Source organism: Microbacterium sp. CIAB417 (assembly GCF_022788845.1).
Map to the genome: position 1 here is coordinate 221862 of NZ_JAHZUT010000001.1, position 21026 is coordinate 242887.

Sequence of the window (21026 nt, forward strand, 5' to 3'; positions counted from 1 at the left end):
GGCTTCTGCGTGTCAAGGTTGAGCGAGCGCAGCGAGTCGAAACCTTGACACGGGTCACTCCCGTTCATGCTCGTGCCGGTCCGACACGACCCCACCGATCGCCGCGAGGGCGTCGGCCACCGCATCCGTCGCGTCGCCCCACCGTGACACGGTGATCCGCTCCAGCTGCTGCCACGAGGCTGCGCGCACGAGTTCCTCGGCAATCGCTGCGGCGTCCTCCGGACGCGACGCCGGCTCCCACCAGGCGGACTGGACCCGCAGCGTCGACGACGCCCGATCGGCCTTGAGATCGACGCGCGCCGCGATCCGATCGCCCACCAGAACCGGAAGAGAGTAGTAGCCGTAGCGCCGCTTGTGCGCCGGCACGTAGATCTCGATCCGATAGTCGAGCTCGAACGCGCGCAGTGCCCGGTCGCGGAACCACACCACCGGATCGAACGGCGTCAGAAGGGTCGTCGCGTCGACGCGGCGCGGCAGCACGGCATCCCGATGCCGGAAGGCCGGGAGGGGGCGCCCGGCGCGCTCCCACCCGCGGACCCGGACGGGCTCGAGCTCCCCGGCGTCCACCAGGTCGGCGATCGCCTGTCGGACGCCCGGACGATCGCGCAGGCGGTGGTAGTCCGCCAGGTCCGACTCCGTCGCGACGCCGGACGACCGGGCGGCGCGCCGGACCAGCTCCCGGAACGCGTCCTCGCGGGGAATCCGCCGACCCCGCACCTCGGCGGGGATGACCTGCTCGGCGAGGGCGTAGCGCCGCTCGAAACCGCGCCGGCCGCTGATCGCCACGTCGCCGGTGCGCCACAGGTGCTCCAGCGCCAGCTTCACCTCGTCCCAGTCCCACCAGGTCCCGCGTTCGCGCGGGGCGTCCTCGCGCAGGTCGGCGGGACGCAGCGGCCCGCGCACGCGGAGCTCGTCCTTCACCCAGGCGACCGTGCGCTGGTTGCTGTTCAGCCACGAGTCGGGATCGTCCGCCCATCGCCTCCGGAAGTCCTCCATCCGGAAGCCCCACAGCGCCCAGTCGGATGCCGGGACGAACGTCGCCTCGTGGGCGAGGTACTCGACGTAATGGGTCGCCCGGGAATGGAAGATGCGCTCGAACAGGGCGGGATCGTAGGCGCCGAGACGCGAGTAGAGCGGCAGATGGTGCGAGCGGACGAACACGTTCACGGAGTCGATCTGCAGCACGCCCATGTGCTCCATGGCGCGGTGCACGTGACGGGCCGTGACGGTCGCCGGACGTCGACGGGTGAAGCCCTGGGCCGCGAGCGCCATGCGTCGCGCCTGTGCGGCGCTGAGAGTGTCTGACACGAACGTCAGCGTAGCGTCGGGCGCCGACATCCCCCGGCGTAGACTGACGGGATGACGGACGAGAAGCGCCCCCGCAAGCGGGACCTTCTGTGGGGCGGCATGCCCACCGAGCGCACCGTCCGCACCGACATCGACCACGCGGTGCCGTTCGCGCTGCGCGTCACCGCCGGATACGCCTGGCGCCTGCTGCTCATCGCGGCCGCCGCCGGCGTCGTGATCTGGGTGGTCATGCAGCTCAAGCTGCTCGTGATCCCGCTTCTCATCGCCATCCTCGTCACCGCGCTGCTGTCACCGGGCGTCGGATGGATGCTGCGCAGGGGCGTGCCGCGGTGGCTCGCGATCGTGATCGCGCTGATCGCGACGCTCGCGATCGTCACGGGCCTCGTCTGGCTGATCGTGTGGCAGGTGTCCCGGCAGTGGGGCGAGGTCCGCGACAGCACCGTGACCGCCGTCGAGCAGTTCCGCCAGTACCTCATCGACGGTCCGCTGCACCTGTCCGCAGAGCAGATCCAGGACTATCTGGACCAGGCCTTCGTCTTCCTGCAGCAGCAGGTCGACCTGCTGTGGTCCGGCGCTCTCGCGATCGGCACGACCGCCGGCCACGTCGTCACCGGTGCCGTGCTGGCCCTGTTCATCCTCATCTGCCTGCTGGCGGACGGAGCGGGCATCTGGCGCTGGACCCTGAAGCTGTTCCCCCGCAACGCCAGGGCGGCCACGGGAGCCGCCGCGAGCAACGGCTGGAACACCGTCGTCAACTACGCCAGGACGCAGCTGCTCGTGGCGACGATCGACGCCGTCGGCATCGGACTGGGCGCGTTCCTGCTCGGCGTTCCGCTCGCGATCCCGGTGGCGGTCCTCGTCTTCCTCGGGGCGTTCGTCCCGATCGTCGGAGCGGTCGTCACCGGCGCGGTCGCCGTGTTCCTCGCGCTGGTGTACAACGGCCCGTGGATCGCGTTCTGGATGCTCGTGGTCGTGCTGGGCGTCCAGCAGGTCGAGGGGCACATCCTGCAGCCCATCCTGATGGGCTCGGCGGTGAAGGTGCATCCGCTGGCGGTCGTCCTCGTCGTCGCGGGCGGCACGATGATCGCCGGCATCCCCGGCGCCCTGTTCGCCGTGCCGCTGGCCGCGTTCGTCAACGTCGTCGCGGTGACCTTGAGCAGCGGATCCTGGCGCACCGGCGACCATCCGCACGGAGACCTGATCTGGAGTACAGTGCCGCGCGAGCGGCGACGGAGGATTCAATGAGCACAGCCCCCAGCCTGGCCGAGTTCGAAGAGGCCGCGCGGGGCCTGGCGGGTGTGATCTCCCACACCCCGACCATGCCCTCGCGTGCCCTGTCCGATGCGTTCGGGGCCCCCGTGCTGCTGAAGATGGAGAACCTGCAGCGCACCGGATCCTTCAAGATCCGCGGCGCCGCGCACCGGCTCTCGCGTCTGACGCCGGAGGAACGGGCGCGCGGCGTGGTCGCGGCGTCCGCGGGCAACCACGCCCAGGGCGTCGCCCTCGCGGCGCAGGCGCTGGGGATCCCCGCGACGATCTTCATGCCGCTCGGCGTGCCGGTGCCGAAGCTCCTCGCGACACGGGGATACGGCGCCGAGGTCGTGCTGGAGGGCGAGACCGTCGCCACGTCGCTGCGCCTGGCGGCCGAGTTCGCCGAGCGCACCGGGGCCGTGATGATCCACCCGTTCGACCATCGCGACGTCGTGATCGGGCAGGGCACGCTCGGGCTCGAGCTGCTCGAGGACGCTCCGGACGTCGACACCGTTCTCGTGGGCATCGGCGGGGGAGGGCTGATCGCCGGGATCGCCTCGGCGATCGCGGCGAAGACCGCCGAGAGCGGACGCCGGGTGCGCATCATCGGCGTGCAGGCCGAGAACGCCGCCGCCACCGTCGCGTCGCTCGACGCCGGCCACCGCGTCGCGATCGAGACGCGTCCCACGATCGCCGACGGGATCCTCGTCGCCGAGCCGGGTGCCGTGCCGTTCGAGATCATCCAGAATCTCGTCGACGAGGTCGTCACGGTCAGCGACGACGACATCGCCCGCGCGCTGCTGGTGCTGCTGGAGCACTCCAAGGTCGTCGTGGAGCCCGCGGGAGCGGTCGGAGTCGCGGCGATCCTGGCCGGCAAGATCGCCCCGACCGGCACCACGATGGCGGTGCTGTCCGGCGGGAACATCGATCCGCTGCTGCTGCAGCGCGTCGTGGCGCACGGGCTCGCGGCATCCGGACGGTACCTGACGATCCGCATCCCGCTGCCGGATCGACCGGGTCAGCTGGCACGCGTGTCGGAGCTCGTCTCGCAGGCCGGCGCCAACGTCATGGAGGTGCTGCACACGCGCCACGGTCAGGGGCTGCAGATCAGCGACGTGATCCTGCAGCTGAGCATCGAGACCCGCGGAGCGGAGCACACCGAGCTCACGCTCGACACGCTCCGCCGCGCGGGCTACGATCCGATCGTCGTCCCGGACTAGATCCGCGCCCGCTCGAGACAGCGCTTCGCGCCGCCCCGCGCCTCCCGGGAGCGGGCCCCGGCCGAATCGACCGGAGCCGGGACGATCAGCCCGCGTACGTCTCCACGGCCGTGATCTCCACGGTGATCGCGCGGCCGTTGGGCGCCTCGTAACTGGTCTTCTCTCCGACCTTGAGGCCGAGGATCGCCTGACCGAGGGGGCTCGCCTCGCTGTACACGTCGAGGTCGCTGCCGGCCGCGATCTCGCGGCTGCCGAGGAGGAAGACCTCTTCGCCGCCGGCCACGACGGCCGTGACGACGGTGCCCGGCTCGACGATCCCGCGGCTGGCGGGCGCCTCGCCGACCTTAGCGGTCTTCAGCAGCTGCTCGAGCGTGCGGATGCGCGCCTCCTGCTTGCCCTGCTCGTCCTTGGCCGCGTGATAGCCGCCGTTCTCCTTGAGGTCGCCCTCTTCGCGCGCGGCCTCGATGCGCTTCGCGATCTCGTCGCGACCCGTCGTGGACAGGTGCTCGAGTTCGGCGACGAGCCGGTCGTAGGCCTCCTGAGTGAGGAACGGGACCTGAGCGTCTGTGGACACAGCGTGCTCCTTTGTTCGACGCCCTTCAGGGCGGGGATATGCCAAGACGCCCCGGCGATCGGGCCGGGGCGTCAGTTGTCTGAGGCGATTCTATGCGACCCAGCAGGAGTTGACCAAACCGGTGGTCGCCTCGGCCACCGTGGGCACCCGTTCCGTGAACGCCCGGGAGTGCTCGTCGGAGGCCGGGATCTCGACGATGCTCCAGCCGACGACGCCGAACTCCTCGTCAAGCGCCTCGACGGCGCACGCGATGTCCTTCCCGGCCACCCCGCTCACCTGGAAGCGCACCTCGACGGAGTACTGGTCGGTCACCTCGAAGCCCAGATCGTCGGCGTCCACCGAGTTCATCGACTGCGTGATCGTCGACCACGAGAACCACCCGACCACGGCGACCGCCAGCACGATCCCGACGATCCAGGGGAGCCGGCGCCGACGCGTGCGTCCGTAACGGTCATCGAGTTCCTGGGCGGTCGTCACGGGGAGGGTCTTTCGGTCGTTAGGCTGGTCCTTACAGGTTATGCGACCTGCGCAGGAAAGGCGGCCACATGCTGGTTCTGTTCGGCTCCGAGACGCCGATGCCGACTCCGACGATGACGGTGGATCCGGATGCCGTGACGCCCGGGTTCATCGGGTTCGCCGCGGTCGTGCTCCTCGTCATCGCCGTCGTGCTGCTGATCTGGGACATGAACCGCCGCGTGCGCCGGGTCCGCTACCGCGACGAGGTGCGCGCCGAGCTGGATGCCGAGGAGGCCGCCGCTCGCGCGGACGAGGCGCCGGACGATGAGAACCGGCACGACGACCGGCGGGCGGACGACGACCGCAGCTGAGCGCGCCCGGCTCAGTGCATCGTCATCCCGCCGGTGACGTTGATGCCCTGACCCGTCATGTAGCCGGCCAGATCGCTGGCGAGGAACAGAGCGACCCCCGCGACGTCCTGCGGCGTCCCCGTGCGCCCCAGCGGCACCTGGGAGCGGTCCTCGGCGGCGACCTCCTCCGCGGTCATCCCGCGGATCGCACCGCCCTCGATGCGCTCGCGGTGCTTCATCGGCGTCTCGATGATGCCGGGGCAGATCGCGTTGACGGTGATGCCTCGTGGTGCGAGCTCGGTGGCCATGGTCTTCGTCACCCCGAGCACGGCGTGCTTCGAGGCGACGTAGGCCGTCATGCCGCGGTAGCCGTTCTTGCCCGCCTGGCTGGAGATGAACACGATCCGGCCCGTGCGGCCGGCCTCGACGAGTCGCTTCGCGACGTGCTTGGCGACCAGGAACGAGCCCTTGGCGTTGACGTCGAGGTTCAGGTCCCACTGCGCCGAGGTCGTCTCCGTCGCGAAGCCGAGCGTCGAGGTCCCGGCGGCGGTGACAACCGTGTCGACGAGGCCGATCGTCTCGGCGATCTGCGAGACGGCGGCGTCGACGGCATCCTCATCGCTGACGTCCAGCCGGATCGTCCATGACCTCTCCCCGGCGGCGCGAAGACCGTCCGGGAAGGAGAGGTCGGCGCTGACGACCGTGGACCCCTCGCCGAGGAAGGCCTCCACGATCCCCGCCCCGATCCCGCTGGCCCCGCCCGTGACGAGGACGACGCGATCGCGCAGCTCGTCGAACACTCAGACCCCCACGCGCTCGAACGCGTCCAGGCTGATGCCCTCGTCGAGGATGCGCCGGGACCACTCGCGGGCCGAGTGCAGGCTGTGGTCGCGGTAGTTGCCGCATTCCACCGCGGAGACACCGGGAACATCCGGCCACTCGGCCTGCTCCGCGATGAACGTCAGGCCGGTCTTCACGGCGGCGACGACGTCCGCCACGGAAGGCTCGCCCCACGTGATGAGGTGGAAGCCGGTGCGGCAGCCGAACGGGGAGATGTCGATGACGCCGTCGAGGTGGTCGCGCAGCACGCTCGCGAGCAGGTGCTCGATCGTGTGCAGGCCTGCGGTGGGGATCTCGCCCTCGTTGGGCTGCACGAAGCGCACGTCGAAATTCGAGATCGCGTCTCCCTTCGGGCCGCGCTCGGTGGCGATGAGGCGCACGTAGGGCGCGTGGACGGCGGTGTGATCGAGCGTGAAGCTCTCGACTTCGGCCATGGGTTCTCCTCAGACGGGTTTCGGTGTTGCGGTGAGTGTACGTCGCGCGGCGGCGAGACGTGCGACGAGGTCGGCGAGGCGGGGGAGAGGGTGCACGAGGGCGAGACGGATGCGTCCGCGACCGCGCTCGCCGAATCCGCTCCCCGGGGCCACGGCGACGCCGTGGTGCGCGAGCAGATGCGCGGCGACCTCGACGTCATCGCCTCCGACGCGGACCCAGACGAAGAACGTCCCGTCCGACGGCGCGACGTCCCATCCCTGCTGCCGGAGCCCGTCGACGACGAGGTCCCGCCGCGCGCGATACGTGTCCACGAGGGCCTCGGCGGCGCTCTGGTCCCCGGCGAGGGCGGCGGCTGCGGCATCCTGTGTCGCTCCGAAGATCGTGCTGAACGCATGTGCCTGGTAGGCCCTCATCGCCGCGATGAGATCGGGCGCTCCCGCGGCGTATCCGATTCGCCAGCCGGCCATGTTGTAGGTCTTGGACAGGGTCGAGACCTCGACCGTGCGCTCGGCATCCACCGTCAGCGCCGAAAGCGGGCGCGCGGAGAACCCCAGCGACGAGTAGGCGAAGTCGTTGACGAACGCGGCGCCCAGCCTGGTGCTCTCCGCGACCGCGCGCTCGAAGGTCGTGCGCGTCGCGACGGCTCCGGTGGGGTTGTGCGGATAGTTCAGGAGGAGGACGGCGGCGCGATCGAGCGTCGCGAGGGATGCGAAGTCCGGCTGATGCCCGAGTGCCGAGGGCAGCGGAACCGGATGCGGGCGAGCGCCGGCGAAGCCCGCTGCTCCGCGGTAGGCGGGATAGCCGGGGTCCGGGACGACCACGACGTCCCCGGGATCCGCCAGGGAGAGCACGGCGGCCATCAGGCCTTCGTGCGAGCCATGAAACGCGGCCACCTGCACGTCGGGGTCGAGATCGACGCCGTGATCCTCGCGGTACCGCTTCGCGATCGCCTCGGCGAGGGCCGGCCGCACGGCGTAGGCGGGATAACCGTGATTGCCCGCGTCGGACACCGCGGCGCGCATCGATGCCACGATGGCGTCGGGCGTCGGAAGGTCCGGGTCGCCCTTGGACACGTCGATCACGTCCACACCGCGCGCCCTCGCGTCGGCGACCGCGCGATCCAGCGAGCCGAAGAAGTTCTCGGGCAGCGCGCGGACGCGGGCCGCCGGACGGATGCCGGTGCTCATCGACGGCGCAGCCTGCGCGCAGTCCGCGTGCCGATGAGCTGGATGAGCTGGACGATCACCACGAGCGTGATGACGGTGATCAGCATCGTGAAGCCGTCGAAGCGCTGATAGCCGTAGCTGATCGCGAGGTCGCCGATGCCGCCCGCACCCACCGTGCCCGCCATCGCGGTGGCGTCGAGGAGGCCGATGGTCGCCGTCGTCAGCGCCAGGACGAGAGAGCCGCGCGCCTCGGGCAGCAGGAACCGGGTGAAGATCTGGACCGGTGTCGCCCCCATCGCCTTCGCGGCCTCGACGATGCCCTCAGGGACGTCGAGCAGCGAGTTCTCCACGAGTCGCGCGATGTACGGCGCCACCATGATCGTCAGCGGGACGAGCGCGCCGTTCACGCCGATCGACGTGCCGGCGACGAGCCTCGTGAACGGCAGGATCGCCACCAGCAGGATGATGAACGGCAGCGATCGGACGATGTTGATGAACAGGTTCAGCACGAAGGACACGACGCGGTTGGGGAGGACTCCTCCCGGGCGTACGACCACCACAGCGATGCCGAGCAGGATGCCGAGGATCGAGCCGAGGAACAGCGCGACGCCGAGCATGTAGAGGGTCTCGCCGAGCGCCTCGAGGAACAGCTCGGGCGTCATGAGCGTGTCGATCACAGCACGACCTCCTCGAGTCCGACCACGCGCTCTGCGAGGTGCGCGAACGCCTCCTCCTGCTGCCTTGGTGAGCCCTCGACCTGGATGATCATGTGGCCCACCGTGCGGTCCTGGATGTCGGTCATGTCGGCGTGCAGGATGTTCACCTGCAGGCCGAACTCGCTGATCAGGGTCCCCACGATCGGCGTCGTCACCTCGTCGTCGAGGAAGCGCAGCCGCCAGAGCGGATGCCCTCCGACCGCGCGACGGACGCGTTCCGGCAGCTCCTGCGGGATCACCGTGCTCACGAAGGCCTGCGCGATGGGCGTGCGCGGCTGGAGGAAGACGTCCATCACCGAGCCCTGCTCGACCACGCGTCCTTCCGACATGACGGCGACCGAGTGACACAGATCCTTGATGACGTCCATCTCGTGCGTGACGACGAAGATCGTCGTGCCGTACTCGTGGTTGACGCGACGCAGCAGGTCGATGGTCTGCTGCGTCGTGGAGGGGTCCAGCGCGCTGGTCGCCTCATCGCACAGGAGGACGGCGGGGTTGCGGACGATCGCCCGCGCGATGCCGACCCGCTGCTTCTGGCCGCCGGAGAGCTGGCCGGGATACGCGGTCGTGCGCTCTCCGAGTCCGACGAACTCGAGGGCCTCGACGGCCCGAGCATGCGCCTCTCGGCGTCCGACGCCGTCCAGGCGCAGCGGAAGGGCGACGTTCTCGAGCACCGTGATCGTCTCCAGCAGCTGGAACTGCTGGAAGATCATGGCCGTGCGCTTGCGCGCCGAGCGCAGCTGCGCGGCCGGCAGGGACGCCAGGTCCACGCCGTCCACGTGCACGACGCCCTCGGTGGGGACCTCGAGCGCGTTGATCATCCGGATCAGCGTGCTCTTTCCCGCGCCGCTGTGCCCGATCACACCGAAGATGTCACCGCGGGCGATCGTCAGGTCGACCCGGTCGAGGGCGATCTGGTCCGCACCGCTTCCGGGGAAGCGCCGCGTCACGGCCTCGAAGCGGACCGCGACGTCGGACGCGTGCGCTGAGCCGCCGTCCGGCATCAGTCGCCCTGGGCAGCCGGCAGGTTGTACCCGTCGTACTGCTCGTCCGCCGCGATGAACTCGGCGAACTCGTCCGATTCGTAGGCGGCCTTGATCGCCTGCGCCCACTCCGCGTCGACGTTCTGCTCGTCGACCGTGACGATGACCGAGAACTCGTCGGTCAGGTCCTCGAGGGCAAGCGCATCGGTGAGCACGAGGCCGCCGGAGACGATGAAGTTCCCCTGGATCACGCTGTAGTCGACGTCCTGGAGTGCGGCGACCTGCTGCGCGTTCTCCATCTCGACGAACTGGATGTCGTGCGGGTTGTCGACCACGTCCTGCAGCGACGCGGTCGCCGGGTCGATCGTGTCGGAGAGGGTGATGAGGTCGAGCCCCTCCAGGACCTTGAGCGCGCGGTACTGATTGGACGGCTGGTTCGGAACGGCGATCGAGGACCCCGTGCCCAGGTCGTCCAGCGAGTCCTTCTTGCCGCCGAACAGGCCCATGGGAGGAGTCGGCACCTGCACGAGAGCCGCGTTCGACAGGCCCTCCTGGGCGTTGATGGCGTCCATGTAGACGGTGTGCTGCATGATGTTGGCATCGATCTCGCCGTCGCTGAGCGCGACGTTGACGATCACGCCGTCGGTGAAGTCCGCCGTCTCGATGGTGTAGCCCTCGGCCTCGAGGATGGGCTGGATTCCGCCCTGGAACATCTCGAGGTAGGGCCCGGGGTTGAAGCCGATCGTGATGGTCGTGTCGTCGCCCGAGTCGCTGCCGGCGCTCTCCGCGGGCGTCGATGCACAGCCGGCGAGGAGGGCGGCAGCCGCCACGGAGGTTGCGAGGGCGAGGAGACGAGTGGGACGGCGCATCACGGAGACCTCCGGGAGAGGGGCGGGAAGGGTGTTCCTCGACGTTATCCGCGCCCCTGTCCGGACAGCGCATCGTGTTACGTCGCGTGTCCGTCCGCGGCTCAGCCCGGGAGCCCGAGCGAGGGGGAGTAGGGCTGCAGCGCGATGAGCAGGCAGGCCGTCCAGTGGCACAGGAACGCCAGCACGGTGCAGACGTGGAAGATCTCGTGGAATCCGAAATGTCCTGGCCAGGGGTTCGGCTTCTTCAGCGCATAGACGACCGCGCCGCCGGTGTAGAGCAGGCCTCCGACGATCACGAGGATCATCATGGCGAGGTTCGCCTGCAGCAGGTCGCCGATGTACATCACGGCGGCCCAGCCGAGCAGCAGGTACAGAGCGACGTAGAGCCACCGGGGCGCGTTGATCCAGAACACCCGGAACAGGATGCCGAGCAGGGCTCCGCTCCAGACCAGGACGAGGAGGAGGACGCCCTTCTGCGGCTCGAGGGCCAGGGTCGCGATCGGAGTGTACGTTCCGGCGATCAGCAGGAGGATGTTGGCGTGGTCGATGCGCTTGAGCACGATCTTCGTCCGCGGACCCCAGTTGAACCGGTGGTAGACCGCGGAGTTGCCGAACAGCAGCAGCGAGGTCGCCATGAAGACCGCGGCGGACCACTTCGCCGGAGCGCCCTGGGCCAGCACGATGAGCACGACACCCGCGGCGATCGCGACCGGGAACGTGCCCGCGTGGATCCAGCCCCGCCAGGAGGGCTTGATCTCGACGTTCGCGTCGACGGCCGCCGCATCGAGCAGCGGCAGCTGGGGGACGTCAGGGGTCTTGGCTGCGCGTCGGCTCACGTGCTCACTCTAGGACGCGGCGCATTCCGTCGGCAGTACATATCCTGGGTGATCGCACAGCACGCGCTGAGTGGCCGCACGGTAGCGTAGGCACGTGAACGCACGCGCGAGCGAAGGCCGGGGGCCGCTGTACCGGCTCTACGGCCGGCGGCTGCGCCGACAGCTGGAGTCCGCTCCGGTTCCCCATCACGTCGCCATGATGATCGACGGCAACCGTCGCTGGGCGCGGCAGCTCGGACTCGGGTCCGCGGCCGAGGGGCATCGTGCCGGCGCCGCGAAGATGCGGGAGTTCCTGGGCTGGTGCGATGATCTCGGAATCCCCGTCGTCTCGCTGTACCTCCTCTCCAGCGACAACCTGCTCAAGCGCGACTCCCGCGAGATCGCCGATCTCATCGAGATCATCGCCGAGCTCGCCGATGCGCTGTCGCGCGAACCGAACTGGCGGGTCAAGCACGTCGGCCGCGCCGACATCCTCCCGGCGGAGCTCGCGCGCGTCCTCGCGGATGCCGAGGAGCGCACCAGCGGCCACACCGGCCTTCATGTGAACCTCGCGGTCGGGTACGGCGGGCGCAATGAGATCGTCGACGCCGTGCGCAGCATCATCGCCCACCACAACGCGTCCGGGGGGACGCTGGAGGACCTCGCGAACCAGCTGACGCCGGAGATGATCGGCGAGCACCTCTACACCACGGGGCAGCCGGACCCGGACCTCGTGATCCGCACCAGCGGAGAGCAGCGCCTCAGCGACTTCCTGCTGTGGCAGAGCGCGCACAGCGAGTTCTACTTCGTGGAGGCACTCGGGCCGGACCTGCGCGAGGTCGACTTCCTGCGGGCCATCCGCGACTATGCGGGCCGCGACCGCCGTTTCGGACGCTGATCCCCGCGCACGCAGCGCCCGTGACAGGATGAGCCGGTGAGCGCTTTCGATGATTTCCTCGCCACCTTCGACGCCGAGCCCGGATACCTGAACTGGGCCGCGAACGGTCCGCTGTCGCCCTCCGTGCGAGCCGAGGTGTTCGCCGACGCGGACCTGCTCGGCAGCGGACGTCCGTCGTCCCTCGCCCTGGTCGTCGACCGCGTCGCGCAGGCGAAGCAGACCGCCGCGGAGCTGCTCGGCGCCGACGAGGCGGAGCTGACGGTGCAGCCCTCGGCGACCTACGGCCTGATGCACGCCTTCTACGGATCGACCGGAGCGGTGATCGCCTCCCGCGCCGAGTTCCCGAGCATCGCCCTGACGCTCGAGCGGGCAGCGCAGGCGTCGCAGGACCGGCTGTCCGCCCGCTGGATCTCGCCGGAGGACGGACACGTCACTCCGGATGCCGTCGCCGAAGCCCTCGACGACGACGTCACGGCGCTCGCCGTCAGCCACGTCGACTTCCGCACGGGCTACCGTGCCGACCTCGCCGCCCTCCGAGAGGTCATCGGACAGGACCGGCTGCTCATCGTCGACGCCGTGCAGTCGTTCGGCATCGTCGAGGACGACTACGCGGTCGCGGACGTCCTCGTCGGACACGGCTACAAGTGGCTGCGGTCCGGGCGCGGAACCGGCTTCGCCCGGTTCTCACCGGCGGCGCGCGAGCGGATCGCGCCCGTGCTGTCCGGATTCGGCGGCGTGGGCGGGCCCCTGCCGGTCGACGAGCTTCCGCCGCCGGCATCCGATGCGTCGGCGTACACGGTAGGCGCCCCCGATCATCTCGCAGCCGCGCGGCTGGCCGTCGGGCTCGGCGACGTGCGCGACGCGGGCGTCGGCAACATCGAGGAGGCCGTTGCCGGGCACGTGGACGCCATCCTCGAGATCGCCGATCGCCACGGCATCCCGGTGCGCAGTCCGCGCGAACGGGCACGCCGCGCCGGCATCGTGACGCTCGCTCCGGAGCATCCGGCACCGCTGTCGGCGGCGCTCACCAACGCCGGCGTGGTCGCGACCACGCGCGGGGACGCCGTGCGCGTCTCGCCGCATGCGGGCACGACGGCCGACACGCTGCGGATGCTGGACGAGGCGATCGCGGGCATCGGTGAGGAGAAGTTCATCAGCGGTTAACGCCGCCGTCGCGTGTCGAGTCCGCTCCGCGCCCGCCGGCGGTCGTACCTTCTAGGCATCGGGCACGGTGCCCGGTCGAGTCGGCCTTCAGGTACGCGACTCGTGGCCCAGGTCGACTCGAGGCAATAGCCGGGAGACAGTCCCGGGTCGGGAGTGGGTCGTGACCACACGTACAGCGCAGCAGCAGTCCCGCAAGAGCACCGCATCGCAGCCGGAAACGGATCTGCGGACCTATGTGCTCGACACCTCGGTCCTGCTCAGCGATCCGCAGGCGTTCTTCCGCTTCGCCGAGCACTCGATCGTGCTCCCGGTGGTGGTGATCACCGAACTCGAAGGCAAGCGGCACGACCCCGAGATCGGCTACTTCGCCCGTCAGGCGCTCCGCCACCTCGACGAGCTGCGCATCGAGCACGGTCGGCTGGACTTCCCCGTGCCGATCGGTGAGGGCGGCACCCTGCGAGTGGAGCTGAACAACACCAATGGAGAAGTACTGCCCAGCGGCATCCGTCTCGGCGACAACGACAGCCGTATCCTCGCCGTCGCGATGCACCTCGCGCAGGACGGCCAGGACGTCACCATCGTCTCCAAGGACCTGCCCATGCGTGTGAAGGCCGCTTCCCTGGGACTCCAGGCGGAGGAGTACCTCGCCGAGCAGGCCGTCGACTCGGGCTGGACGGGGATCTCCACGTTGAACCTCTCGGGGGACGACATGGCCGACCTCTACGAGAGCGAGGTCGGAGCAAGCGACGAGGCCGTCGGGCTTCCCGTGAACACCGGCCTCATCATCCACTCCGAGCGCGGCTCTGCGCTCGGGCGCGTCACCAGCGACGGCGAGTACAAGCTGGTCCGCGGGGACCGCGAGATCTTCGGGATGCACGGCCGCTCCGCCGAGCAGCGCATCGCGATCGACCTGCTGCTCGACCCCGACGTGGGCATCGTCTCGCTCGGCGGACGCGCCGGAACGGGCAAGTCGGCGCTGGCGCTGTGCGCGGGACTCGAAGCCGTGCTCGAGCGGCAGCAGCAGAAGAAGATCATCGTCTTCCGACCGCTGTTCGCCGTAGGCGGGCAGGAGCTCGGCTACCTTCCCGGCGACCAGGGCGAGAAGATGAACCCGTGGGGTCAGGCCGTGTTCGACACCCTCGGTTCGGTGGTCTCGGGCAACGTGCTGGAGGAGGTCGTGGACCGCGGCATCCTCGAGGTCCTGCCGCTCACCCACATCCGGGGGCGCTCGCTGCACGACGCCTTCGTGATCGTGGATGAGGCGCAGTCGCTGGAACGCAACGTGCTGCTGACCGTACTCAGCCGGATGGGGCAGAACTCCCGCGTCGTGCTCACACACGACGTCGGCCAGCGCGACAATCTGCGGGTCGGACGTCACGACGGGATCGCGAGCGTGATCGAGACGCTGAAGGGGCACGACCTGTTCGGGCACGTGACGCTGACGCGCTCGGAGCGCTCTGCGATCGCCGCGCTCGTGACGGAGCTGCTGGAGGGCGGCGAGCTCAGCTGACCCGCGGCCACATCGGGGGCCGACACGCCACTTGTCGGATGTCTGCGACGCTTCTGTCCGGCATCTGGCGTGTCGGCCCCGAAGTGGTGGCCGGCGGGTCAGCCCGGGTGCGTCATGCTCAGCAGGTCGAGCTTCTCGTCCAGCTGCTGTTCGGTCAGCTCACCGCGCTCGACGTAACCCAGGTCGATCACGGCGTCCCGGACGGTGATGCCCTTCGCGACCGCGTGCTTGGCGATCTTCGCCGCGGCCTCGTACCCGATGAGCTTGTTCAGCGGCGTCACGATCGACGGGCTCATGCCCGCGAAGGCAGCGGCGCGTTCGGTGTTGGCCTGCAGTCCGTCGATCGTCTTGTCCGCGAGGACGCGCGAGGCGTTCGCGAGCAGACGGATCGACTCCAGCAGCGCGGTACCCATGACGGGGATCGCGACGTTGAGCTCGAACGAGCCCGATGCGCCGGCCCACGCCACGGTCGCGTCGTTGCCGATCACGCGTGCGCACACCATGAGCACGGCCTCGGGGACGACCGGGTTGACCTTGCCGGGCATGATCGAGGACCCGGGCTGGAGGTCCGGGATGTGCAGCTCTCCGAGTCCGGTGTTGGGACCCGAGCCCATCCAGCGCAGGTCGTTGTTGATCTTCGTCAGCGACACGGCGATGGTGCGCAGGGCTCCGGACGTCTCGACGAGGCCGTCACGGTTCGCCTGCGCCTCGAAGTGGTCCTTGGCCTCGGTGATCGGCAGCTCGGTCTCGGCGGCGAGCAGCGCGATGACCTTCTGCGGGAAGCCGAGCGGCGTGTTGATGCCGGTTCCGACGGCGGTGCCGCCCAGCGGCACCTCGGCGACGCGGGGGAGCGCCGACTGCACGCGCTCGATGCCCAGCCGGATCTGGCGGGCGTAGCCGCCGAACTCCTGGCCGAGGGTGACCGGCGTGGCATCCATGAGGTGCGTGCGCCCGGACTTGACGGCGTCCTTCCACAGCTCGGCCTTGGCCTCGAGCGCGACGGCCAGGTGGTCGAGCGAGGGGATGAGCGTGTCGATGAGCGCCTGCGTGACCGCGATGTGCACCGAGGTCGGGAAGACGTCGTTCGACGACTGCGAGGCGTTGACGTGGTCGTTCGGGTGCACCGCGGAGCCGAGGATGCCGGTGGCCAGCATCGCGAGGACCTCGTTCATGTTCATGTTCGAGGACGTGCCGGAGCCGGTCTGGTAGGTGTCGACCGGGAACTCGCCGTCGTGCGCGCCCGAGGCGACCTGGTCGGCCGCGGCCGCGATCGCATCCGCGATGGCGGGGTCCAAGGTGCCGAGCTCCTTGTTCGCCAGGGCCGCCGCCTTCTTGATCCGGGCGAGCGCCGCGATCTGAGCGGACTCGAGGCCCGTGCCGGAGATCGGGAAGTTCTCCACCGCGCGCTGCGTCTGCGCGCCGTAGAGCGCGTTCACCGGCACGCGGACCTCGCCCATCGTGTCGTGCTCGATGCGGTACTCGGTCTGAGTCTCGGTCACTTCGGTCCCTCCTGGGTTGCGGGAGCGCCTGTGCTCCCGGTGTCGATCCCCACCGTGATGACGGGCACGGCCGTGCCCTCGGCGAGGCGGTAGTTCGCGCCGACGATGCCGAGTCGTCCCTCGGCCACGGCGTCGCTGATCAGCTCCGAGGACTGCAGCAGGTTGGCGACCGTGTTGCGCAGGTGCTCGCGGCCGACCAGCTCGGCGTCGATGTCGTCGGGGGAGGAGCCGCCGTTCTCGGCGAGCACCTTGCGCGCGGCCGGGATGATCGGGGCGATGAGCTTCCAGATGTGCGGCGGGAGCGGTGCGGCGTCGATGGCCGTGCCGTCGATCGCGGCGCGCACGGCACCGCACGAGTCGTGCGCGAGCACGACGATCAGGGGGACGCGCAGGACCTCGACCGCGTACTCGAGGCTGCCGACGATCGACTCGCCGATGACCTGGCCGGCGTTGCGGACCACGAACAGGTCGCCGAGGCCCTTGTCGAAGATGATCTCGGCCGCGAGACGGGAGTCCGAGCATCCGAACAGGGTGGCCATCGGGCTCTGTCCCTCGGCGAGCTCGTGGCGCTTCTCGACGTTCTGGTTCGGATGCCGGGGCTCGTCGGCGACGAACCGCCGGTTGCCGTCCAGCATCTCCTGCCAGGCCTGGGTCGGGGTCAGCGTGGTCATTCGGCCTCCTCGAGGGTCGTGATCTGGGGACTCAGGGATTCCGCGAGCCCGGCGGTGGACTCGGGGGAGCGGGAGCCGAACAGCAGCACGTAATCGGAACCCGCCTGCGTGCCCAGGGCGTAGCTGACGTTGGCGGAGCCGCGATCGCCGATGTCGTAGACGTCCCACTCGCGACCGTCGATGGTCACGGTCGAGGTGGAGGCGAAGCCGTCCAGCATCTGCGGCGCCCAGGAGGCGTCGGCGTCGAAGGCCTGCGCGATGCGGATGAACCCGCGCTCCTCCTCGTCCGCCGGGGCCACCGTGATGTTCCAGACGACGGTCGCGCCGCCGGTGAGCTCCGCGGCGTTCACGCGCCAGAAGTCGTCCAGCTCGGGGACGAGGGCAGGGCCGTCCATGGCGGTCTCGACGTCGGCGGCGATGGCGGCGACGTCGATGTCGTCCCGTGCGGCGGGCTCGCCGCGCGGCACGGCGAAGACGATGACGGCGACGACGCCGAGCGTCAGGATCAGCGCCGCGATCAGGTGCCGGAAGGTCTGACTGGAGCGATAGGCCTGGCTGGACGCGGCCTTGCGGGTCGCCGTCTCCTCCGGCGTCTCCGGACGCCCGAGTTCTGCGACGACCGGTGCGGCGGACTTGCGGCTCACGACTCGTCCTCGTCGGATGCCGCCGCCCGCGCGGCATCCAGCCGGCGCTTCGCGCCGAGCAGCCACTCCTCGCAGCGCGCAGCGAGGGCCTCACCGCGCTCCCACAGGGCGAGTGACTGCTCCAGCGTCGGGGCGCCCTGCTCGAGCTCTGCGACGACGCGGACGAGCTCGTCCCGAGCGGCCTCGAACGACAGTGATTCCACAGGGGTGTCGATGGGGGCGGTCACGCCTCCATCCTACGTCGCCCGCGGATGCCGGCCGATTCAGGCGTCCTCGGGGACCTCGCCCTCGGAGCGCGCGGCCACCGACCCGCGGTCGAGCGTGAGCGTCAGCTCCGTCCCGGCGGGAGCCTCGGCTGCATCGCGCAGGATGACACCGCCCTCCCGGTGAGCGATGGCGTATCCCCGGGCGAGCGTCGCGGCGGGCGACAGGGCGCGCAGCGAGGCGCGCAGCTCCCCGGTCCGTCGCCCGGCGTCATCCAGCTGCCGCGTGACGGCGTCCCGTCCGCGGGCGGCGAGAAGCAACAGTTCCTGGGCACGACCGTCGACGATATGAGCGGGGGAGCGCAGCACGGGGCGCGAGCGCAGCTGCTCGAGCTGGGCGATGTCGTGCGAGACGCGCTGCATCACCCGGCTCGTCGCCCGTGCGCTCAGCTGGGCGATCAGCGAGCGCTGCTCGCCGACATCCGGGACCACGCGCTTGGCGGCATCCGTCGGCGTCGAGGCGCGCAGGTCCGCGACGTCGTCGAGCAGCGGGTGATCGTTCTCGTGCCCGATCGCCGACACGACCGGCGTGGATGCCGCGGCCACCGCGCGGACGAGGCGCTCGTCGCTGAACCCCAGGAGGGTCTGCGGGTCGCCGCCCCCGCGGGCGATGATGATGACGTCGACCTCGGGGTCGGCATCCAGTCTTCTCAGTGCCGCGAGCGTATCGGGAACGCAGCGGTCGCCCTGGACGGCGGCGCACTCGGTGCGGAATCGCACGGCCGGCCAGCGCAGTTCGGCGTTGCGGTGCACGTCCTTCTCGGCATCCGAGCGCTCGCCCGTAATGAGGCCGATGACATGCGGCAGGAACGGGAGCGGCTTCTTGCGGGCGGGGTCGAACAGTCCCTCCTGGCGCAACTGGAAGCGCAGCTTCTCCAGGCGCTCGAGCTGATCGCCCAGACCGACGTGCTTCATGGCGGACACCGTGAAGCTGAAATCGCCCGCTTTGACGAAGTAGTCCGCCTTGACCGCTGCGACGACGTGGTCGCCGATCCCGAGGTCGGAGGGGATGCGCGCGCGCACACTCGACCAGATGCGCAGCGAGATCTGGGCATCCGAACGGGTGTCCTTGAGTCGGGCGAACACATTGCCGGCCCGCAGGTTCCAGGACGTGATCTCACCCTCGACCCAGACCGTGTTCCAGCGCGCCACGAAATCGCGGATGGTCGTGTTCAGGCGGGCGACCGAGGTGGGGGCGTCCGCTGTGGAGTCCTTCGGCGCCACGGCGTCCGCGGGGGGCACCTCGCCGGGAACGGACGCTGCCTCGAAGACGGTCATCGGGCTCCTTCTCTCCGCTGCTCGCGCACCCAGCCTCGTCCCATCTGCGCGCCGTAGACTCGAGGGGTGAGCCAGACAGCCGTTCCCCTCGCCATGCCGCGCGTTCCGCGGCGGGTCGCGCTTCAGGATAACCCGGTCCCCGGACGCAAGCGCGTGCTGCTGGCGGCTCCCCGAGGATACTGCGCCGGCGTCGACCGGGCGGTCGTGGCCGTGGAGAAGGCGCTCGAGCGCTATGGCGCTCCGGTGTACGTGCGCAAGCAGATCGTGCACAACATCCATGTCGTCACCGAGCTCGAGGCGAAGGGCGCGATCTTCGTCGACGAGGTCGACGAAGTCCCGGAAGGGGCTCATGTCGTCTTCAGCGCGCACGGCGTGTCCCCGGCCGTCGTGAACGCGGCATCCGATCGCGGCCTCCACGCGATCGACGCGACCTGCCCCCTGGTCACCAAGGTGCACCGCGAGGCGGTGCGGTTCGCCAAGAACGACTTCGAGATCCTGCTCATCGGCCACGACGGGCACGAAGAGGTCGAGGGGACCGCCGGTGAGGCGCCCGAGCACGTCACGATCGTGAACTCGCCCGAGGAGGCGGACACGGTCGAGGTGCGCGACCCGTCCAAGGTGGTCTGGCTGTCGCAGACGACGCTGTCCGTGGACGAGACGATGGAGACGGTCAACCGCCTGCGCACGCGATTCCCCGAACTGCAGAACCCGCCGTCGGACGACATCTGCTACGCGACGCAGAACCGCCAGGTCGCGATCAAGAAGGTGGCCGCCGAGGCCGACCTCGTGATCGTCGTGGGATCGGCGAACTCGTCCAACAGCGTGCGACTCGTCGAGGTCGCCCTCGAGTACGGAGCCAAGGCGGCGTACCGGGTGGACTACGCCGACGAGGTCAAGCAGGAGTGGCTCGACGGCGTCGAGACGGTCGGCGTCACCAGCGGCGCGTCCGTCCCCGAGGTGCTCGTCCAGGAGGTCCTGGAAGCACTGAACGGCGCCGGCTACGCCGACGTGCAGGAGGTGCGCACGGCCGAGGAGGATCTGATGTTCTCCCTGCCCAAGGAGCTGCGCCAGGATGCCGCCGGACAGCGGGATGCGCGCGCCCTCGGCGGCCGCGCCCCGGCCGCCGGCGCATGACCCGAGGTCGATGAGCCGCGCGGGCTGGACCCGAGCGGGCACTGTTCCTACGATGGAACCGTAGCCGCCGCGCATTGGGCGCTACAGGTGCCGACGCGTCCCCAGCGCTCGGTGCTTCCGGCGGGAGCGTCCCCAGCGCTCGCGTCTGCGGCCCCGGGGTGTCCCCGCTCCCCGGGGCCGTCGCCGTCTCCCGGGGCGCTTCTTCGGCCTTCGTCCCGGGTCTTCCTGGGAACCGCACCGAACTCCGATGGCTAGCATGACGGGATGAGCGACCAGCAGCCCCGATACGGCGAGTACGCGACCCCGGAGGAGCAGCGCCTGCGCGCCGGGCTCCCGCCGGTGGAAGCGGCGCCCGCGGCACCTGCTCCCTCACCCGCACCCGCCCCGACGCCCACTGCCCGCCCCGGCGCCGCCGATCGGATCGTCACGATCGCGTTGCTCGCCTACGGCCTCGTCAACGTCGTCATGACCGCGATCGCCTATCTCGATCTGCCCACCGTGCTGGAGCAGAGCATGAGCATCCTCGGCATCGAGGGCGAGTTCACGAACTTCGCGCAGGGGCGGCTGTGGGGCGGGATCGCCGCCTTGGTGCTCGTTCTCGGTTACGCGCTGACGGTGCTCGTGGCGTTCCGGCGCCTGCGCGCACGTAAGCGCTCGTGGTGGGTGCCGATCGTCGGCGCGGTCGCGACGATGATCGTGGTCACCGTCTGCATCATGGTCCCGATGCTGTCCGATCCCGCCTTCGTGCAGTACCTGCGGCCCGGCGGGGTCTGACCCCGGCCGCTCAGGCGTGCGAGCGGATGTGCGCGTCCGAGCCGGGGAAGAGCACGCCTTCGTGGCCGTCGTCCCAGCGCACGAGGTACGGCGGCGCACCGTCGTCTCCGTGCACCTCGAGGATCGTGCCCTCGCGTCGGGGCGTGCTGTCGGTGCGTCCTTCGACGATCAGATGATCGCCGGGCTGTGCGTGCATCATCCCACCTCC

Annotated in this window: 24 protein-coding genes; 8 read left to right on the plus strand and 16 right to left on the minus strand. The window is 70.1% G+C overall.

Going from position 1 to position 21026, the window contains the following annotated elements; all coding sequences use genetic code 11:
• Nucleotides 1-54: 54 nt before the first annotated feature.
• The gene (locus KYX17_RS01125; RefSeq protein WP_243224707.1) at nucleotides 55-1308 is read right to left on the minus strand and encodes a winged helix-turn-helix domain-containing protein; all 1254 of its coding nucleotides are present in this window, start codon (nucleotides 1306-1308) and stop codon (nucleotides 55-57) included.
• 51 nt (nucleotides 1309-1359) lie between these two features.
• Between KYX17_RS01125 and KYX17_RS01130 the strand changes: the two genes are divergently transcribed.
• Both KYX17_RS01130 and ilvA read left to right on the plus strand, forming a co-directional pair.
• Nucleotides 1360-2553, plus strand: coding sequence for an AI-2E family transporter (locus tag KYX17_RS01130; protein ID WP_243224708.1), 1194 nt, complete (start codon nucleotides 1360-1362; stop codon nucleotides 2551-2553).
• Nucleotides 2550-3779, plus strand: coding sequence for a threonine ammonia-lyase (ilvA, locus tag KYX17_RS01135; RefSeq protein ID WP_243224709.1), 1230 nt, complete (start codon nucleotides 2550-2552; stop codon nucleotides 3777-3779). The genes KYX17_RS01130 and ilvA overlap by 4 nt, the downstream gene beginning before the upstream one ends.
• 85 nt (nucleotides 3780-3864) lie before the next feature.
• Here ilvA and greA read toward each other — a convergent pair whose 3' ends face one another.
• Complete coding sequence (gene greA, locus KYX17_RS01140; RefSeq protein ID WP_243224710.1) at nucleotides 3865-4353, minus strand: transcription elongation factor GreA; 489 nt, start codon at nucleotides 4351-4353, stop codon at nucleotides 3865-3867.
• A 90-nt stretch (nucleotides 4354-4443) separates the two neighbouring features.
• A complete protein-coding gene (locus KYX17_RS01145; RefSeq protein ID WP_243224711.1) occupies nucleotides 4444-4830 on the minus strand; it encodes a DUF4307 domain-containing protein in 387 nt (128 codons plus the stop codon).
• A 68-nt stretch (nucleotides 4831-4898) separates the two neighbouring features.
• On the opposite strand from KYX17_RS01145, the gene KYX17_RS01150 reads away from it, so the two are divergent.
• Nucleotides 4899-5180 (plus strand): hypothetical protein, encoded by a 282-nt coding sequence (locus KYX17_RS01150; RefSeq protein ID WP_243224712.1) that lies wholly within the window; start codon nucleotides 4899-4901, stop codon nucleotides 5178-5180.
• Between the two features lie 11 nt (nucleotides 5181-5191).
• Here KYX17_RS01150 and KYX17_RS01155 read toward each other — a convergent pair whose 3' ends face one another.
• From KYX17_RS01155 to KYX17_RS01185, 7 genes are all read right to left on the minus strand, one after another.
• Entirely contained in the window at nucleotides 5192-5959 is a 768-nt protein-coding gene (locus KYX17_RS01155) for an SDR family NAD(P)-dependent oxidoreductase (protein WP_243224713.1), read from the minus strand.
• Complete coding sequence (locus KYX17_RS01160) at nucleotides 5960-6433, minus strand: S-ribosylhomocysteine lyase (RefSeq protein WP_243224714.1); 474 nt, start codon at nucleotides 6431-6433, stop codon at nucleotides 5960-5962.
• Nucleotides 6434-6442: 9 nt separating this feature from the next.
• Entirely contained in the window at nucleotides 6443-7621 is a 1179-nt protein-coding gene (locus KYX17_RS01165; protein ID WP_243224715.1) for a pyridoxal phosphate-dependent aminotransferase, read from the minus strand.
• Nucleotides 7618-8277, minus strand: coding sequence for a methionine ABC transporter permease (locus tag KYX17_RS01170; RefSeq protein WP_243224716.1), 660 nt, complete (start codon nucleotides 8275-8277; stop codon nucleotides 7618-7620). The genes KYX17_RS01165 and KYX17_RS01170 overlap by 4 nt, the downstream gene beginning before the upstream one ends.
• Nucleotides 8274-9320, minus strand: a complete 1047-nt coding sequence (locus tag KYX17_RS01175; RefSeq protein WP_243224717.1) for a methionine ABC transporter ATP-binding protein — start codon at nucleotides 9318-9320, stop codon at nucleotides 8274-8276. The genes KYX17_RS01170 and KYX17_RS01175 overlap by 4 nt, the downstream gene beginning before the upstream one ends.
• Nucleotides 9320-10168: a MetQ/NlpA family ABC transporter substrate-binding protein gene (locus KYX17_RS01180; protein ID WP_243224718.1), complete on the minus strand. Its 849-nt coding sequence runs from the start codon at nucleotides 10166-10168 to the stop codon at nucleotides 9320-9322. The genes KYX17_RS01175 and KYX17_RS01180 overlap by 1 nt, the downstream gene beginning before the upstream one ends.
• 101 nt (nucleotides 10169-10269) lie before the next feature.
• Nucleotides 10270-11004 carry a hemolysin III family protein gene (locus KYX17_RS01185; RefSeq protein WP_243224719.1) on the minus strand — a complete coding sequence of 245 codons (735 nt, stop codon included), beginning with the start codon at nucleotides 11002-11004 and terminating at the stop codon, nucleotides 10270-10272.
• Nucleotides 11005-11098: 94 nt separating this feature from the next.
• On the opposite strand from KYX17_RS01185, the gene KYX17_RS01190 reads away from it, so the two are divergent.
• The 3 genes from KYX17_RS01190 to KYX17_RS01200 all read left to right on the plus strand — a co-directional run bounded on the left by KYX17_RS01190 (nucleotide 11099) and on the right by KYX17_RS01200 (nucleotide 14555).
• Complete coding sequence (locus KYX17_RS01190) at nucleotides 11099-11881, plus strand: isoprenyl transferase (protein ID WP_243224720.1); 783 nt, start codon at nucleotides 11099-11101, stop codon at nucleotides 11879-11881.
• A gap of 36 nt (nucleotides 11882-11917) precedes the next feature.
• A complete protein-coding gene (locus tag KYX17_RS01195; protein WP_243224721.1) occupies nucleotides 11918-13045 on the plus strand; it encodes an aminotransferase class V-fold PLP-dependent enzyme in 1128 nt (375 codons plus the stop codon).
• 160 nt (nucleotides 13046-13205) lie between these two features.
• Nucleotides 13206-14555, plus strand: a complete 1350-nt coding sequence (locus tag KYX17_RS01200) for a PhoH family protein (RefSeq protein ID WP_243224722.1) — start codon at nucleotides 13206-13208, stop codon at nucleotides 14553-14555.
• A 98-nt stretch (nucleotides 14556-14653) separates the two neighbouring features.
• Here KYX17_RS01200 and KYX17_RS01205 read toward each other — a convergent pair whose 3' ends face one another.
• Genes KYX17_RS01205 through xseA form a run of 5 tightly spaced genes read right to left on the minus strand, consistent with a single transcriptional unit; the run spans nucleotide 14654 to nucleotide 18910 of the window.
• The gene (locus KYX17_RS01205; RefSeq protein WP_308220828.1) at nucleotides 14654-16054 is read right to left on the minus strand and encodes a class II fumarate hydratase; all 1401 of its coding nucleotides are present in this window, start codon (nucleotides 16052-16054) and stop codon (nucleotides 14654-14656) included.
• Nucleotides 16051-16725: a carbonic anhydrase gene (locus KYX17_RS01210; protein ID WP_243224723.1), complete on the minus strand. Its 675-nt coding sequence runs from the start codon at nucleotides 16723-16725 to the stop codon at nucleotides 16051-16053. Before KYX17_RS01210 ends, KYX17_RS01205 begins: the two co-directional genes overlap by 4 nt.
• Nucleotides 16722-17369: a DUF4245 family protein gene (locus KYX17_RS01215; protein ID WP_243224724.1), complete on the minus strand. Its 648-nt coding sequence runs from the start codon at nucleotides 17367-17369 to the stop codon at nucleotides 16722-16724. Before KYX17_RS01215 ends, KYX17_RS01210 begins: the two co-directional genes overlap by 4 nt.
• Nucleotides 17366-17596, minus strand: a complete 231-nt coding sequence (locus KYX17_RS01220; protein WP_243224725.1) for an exodeoxyribonuclease VII small subunit — start codon at nucleotides 17594-17596, stop codon at nucleotides 17366-17368. Before KYX17_RS01220 ends, KYX17_RS01215 begins: the two co-directional genes overlap by 4 nt.
• A gap of 36 nt (nucleotides 17597-17632) precedes the next feature.
• On the minus strand, nucleotides 17633-18910 hold the full coding sequence (xseA, locus tag KYX17_RS01225) for an exodeoxyribonuclease VII large subunit (protein ID WP_243224726.1): 1278 nt from the start codon (nucleotides 18908-18910) through the stop codon (nucleotides 17633-17635).
• 93 nt (nucleotides 18911-19003) lie between these two features.
• Between xseA and KYX17_RS01230 the strand changes: the two genes are divergently transcribed.
• Together KYX17_RS01230 and KYX17_RS01235 are read left to right on the plus strand one after the other, a co-directional pair.
• Nucleotides 19004-20044, plus strand: a complete 1041-nt coding sequence (locus tag KYX17_RS01230; protein WP_243226145.1) for a 4-hydroxy-3-methylbut-2-enyl diphosphate reductase — start codon at nucleotides 19004-19006, stop codon at nucleotides 20042-20044.
• 264 nt (nucleotides 20045-20308) lie between these two features.
• A complete protein-coding gene (locus KYX17_RS01235) occupies nucleotides 20309-20818 on the plus strand; it encodes a DUF6264 family protein (protein WP_243224727.1) in 510 nt (169 codons plus the stop codon).
• A gap of 10 nt (nucleotides 20819-20828) precedes the next feature.
• On the opposite strand, the gene KYX17_RS01240 is transcribed toward KYX17_RS01235, so the two are convergent.
• Nucleotides 20829-21017 (minus strand): DUF1918 domain-containing protein, encoded by a 189-nt coding sequence (locus tag KYX17_RS01240; RefSeq protein ID WP_308220829.1) that lies wholly within the window; start codon nucleotides 21015-21017, stop codon nucleotides 20829-20831.
• Nucleotides 21018-21026 lie beyond the last annotated feature (9 nt).